This window comes from Rhizobacter sp. P1_G5 (assembly GCF_056405435.1).
The window spans coordinates 1-2,547 of record NZ_JBFUCB010000768.1; the positions used below are offsets into that span (position 1 = coordinate 1).

Genomic DNA, 2,547 nt, shown 5'->3' on the forward strand with positions numbered 1-2,547 from the left:
CGCGTTGCCCGCGTTGCCCGGCGAGCGTGCGTTCGGCATTGCGTTCGATGTCGCGCACCAGGCCGCAGCCGTCGGCGTTGTCGGCCAGCCAGCCGTCACGCGCGTCGAAGCGCAGGATGTTGGCCGCCCCGGCCAGCGCCGCGCGGTCGGTGCGCCGTGCCGCCAGGTCGAAGGCCTCGAACTTGAACGGCACGGTGACGTTGCAGCCGCGCCCGCCCTCGTCGGCGAAGCGGCGCACGGTGTCGGCGAAGCCGTCCAGCGGGCACAGCAGCCGGTCGTAGTGCAGCGCCTGGCCGGTCTGTTCGGCGAAGCGCGCGTGGATGAACGGCGACTGGCTGTGCTGCACCGGATTGCCGGCGACGACGTAGCGATCCATGGCGTGTCTCGTGAGGCTCAGCGCGTCGCGGGGGCGCTCAGCGTGGTCTCGAGCCCTTCTTCGCGGGTGAAGCGGAAGCGCGAGGTGATCACCAGCTGGTCGGCGCGCTTGCGCATCTCGGTGCTGAACTGGCCGAACGGCGCGGCCGCGCGCACGATGGCCTGGGCGCGCTTGTCGAGCAGCGGCGACTTCGACGGCCGCACGATCTCGGTCTCCATCACGCGGCCGGCGGCATCGATCGTGATCACCATCATCAGCTCGCCGTAGATCTTCTTGCCCTGCGACTCGGGGAAGTTGCGGGTGCCGCGGTCCTCGATCTTGCGGCGCAGCGAGTCGTAGTAGATCGCGTACAGCTCCTCTCGGGTGGCCGGGCTGATGTAGCGCTTCTTCGGCCGCGAGTTCTCTTCATTGATGCGCTTCTCGATCTCGGCCAGCAGCTGCATCAGCTGGCGGCGGCGTTCCTCCTGCGCACGCGCCTGCGGATCGCCGCGGTCGCGCTTCGGGTCGGGGGCCGGCAGGTAGGCCAGCTCGCGGCGCACCTGCGCGAGCAGCTGCTGCTGGGTCTCCTGCAGCTGCTCGATCTGCTTGTGGGCCTCGTCGGCCGAGTCGCCGAGCTCGATCAGCGCCGACGACGGCAGCGGCGAGGTGGCGCGGCCGCGCTCGGCCTCGCCGCCGCCGGCCAGGTTGCGCTGCGCGATCGCCTGCGGCTTGACCGGTGCCTCGGCCGAACTGCCGTTGACGAGGATCACCTCCAGCGGCGTGTCCTGGAACACGCGGTTGAAGCCCTCCGGGTCGACGAAGCGCACCACCAGCAACAGGGCATGCACGCCGATCGACACCGCGAGCGCGATCTGCAGGGTGGAGAACTTCTTCAGCATCGGTCTCTCAGGCGGCAGGGGTGGCGGCGGTTGCCGCATCGGGGGCGGGGGCTTCTTCGTCGCCTGCATCGCCAGCCACGTCGATCGCGAGCGTCAGCGGACCGGCGGCCACGTCCTCGCTGTCGCTRTCGTTTTCAACTTCGGCATCCTCGATGACCGCGTCATCGGCCGAGGTGTCCGGATCGTCGATGCGCGACAGCACGCTCGCATGCACGTCCAGCGTCAGCAGGTCGGTGCCGGTGATGCGCACCTTCACGCGCGCGCCGCGCGGCAGCCGGTCGGCGCCGACCGCGCGGAACACCAGCGGCAGCGTGTCGGCGCGCACCAGGCCTTCCTTCATGACCGCGGCGTCGAGTTCGGCGATGCCGTTCTGCTCCAGGTACTTCAGCGTCCAGTAGCGCTCGATGACCGACTGGAAGCCGTTGTAGGCGCTGTAGGCCGCATCGAAGCTGGAGATCACCGAGAACAGCGCGGCATCCTTCGGCTTGAACGGTGCGGCCAGCGCCGCGGTGCGGCCGTGGCGCGCGCAGGCGACGATCTGCCACTGGTTCAGCAGGTCGACATAGCGGCGCAGCGGCGACGTGGCCCAGGTGTACTGCGCGACGCCCATGCCGGCGTGCGGCGCGGCCTTGGTGCCCATGCGCACCTTGACGCCCGGCGCCATGCTGGCCTGGCTGCGGTAGATGCCCGGCACGCCGAGTTCGTTGAGCCAACCGCCCCAGGTGCTGTTGGCGAGGATCATCGCCTCGGCGACGATCAGGTCGAGCGGCGAGCCGCGCTGGCGGGTGCCGATGCTGACGCGCTCGTGGCCCTGCGGCTCGGCGCCGTCGTTGCCGTCGAGCTTGAAGTTGTAGTCGGCGCGGTTGAACAGCTCCGGCTTGCCGCGCACCTGCTCGCGGCCGGCCTTCAGGTGGCGGGCCAGGCGGAAGCAAAACGCCAGCTCCGGCGCGAATTCGTAAGCCGCCGGCGCCTCGCCGAGCAGCGTGGCCTCGGTGATCACCGCGTCGAGCTGGTCGTGGCGCAGGTTGGCGGCGATCGGCACCCGCTCGAGCTTCGTCTCGCTGCCGGTCACCTTCAGCGTCGCCTCGTCGAAGCTGACGTACAGCGACACGGCGGGGCAGTCGCGCCCGGCCTGCAGCGTGTAGGCCTGCACCACGTCGTCGGGCAGCATCGTCAGCTTGTAGCCCGGCATGTAGACGGTCGACAGCCGGTCGCGCGCGACCTTGTCGACCGGGCTGTCGGGTGCGATCGCGAGGCTGGGCGCCGCGATGTGCACGCCGAACACCACGGTGC

Annotated in this window: 2 protein-coding genes and 1 pseudogene; all 3 read right to left on the reverse strand. The window is 70.3% G+C overall.

Going from position 1 to position 2,547, the window contains the following annotated elements:
• Window positions 1-376 (reverse strand): annotated as a pseudogene (gene aroE / locus AC1D12_RS30755) (shikimate dehydrogenase); the annotation flags it as partial.
• Window positions 377-393: 17 nt separating this feature from the next.
• Window positions 394-1,254 carry an energy transducer TonB gene (locus tag AC1D12_RS30760; RefSeq protein WP_047506647.1) on the reverse strand — a complete coding sequence of 287 codons (861 nt, stop codon included), beginning with the start codon at window positions 1,252-1,254 and terminating at the stop codon, window positions 394-396.
• A gap of 7 nt (window positions 1,255-1,261) precedes the next feature.
• A partial coding sequence (locus tag AC1D12_RS30765; protein ID WP_477845010.1) for a ribonuclease catalytic domain-containing protein occupies window positions 1,262-2,547 on the reverse strand: 1,286 nt, incomplete at its 5' end.

Excerpts from the sequence above, each read along its gene's own strand:
- AC1D12_RS30760 (WP_047506647.1), bottom strand. The coding sequence starts at position 1,254 with ATGCTGAAGAAGTTCTCCACCCTGCAGATCGCGCTCGCGGTGTCGATC.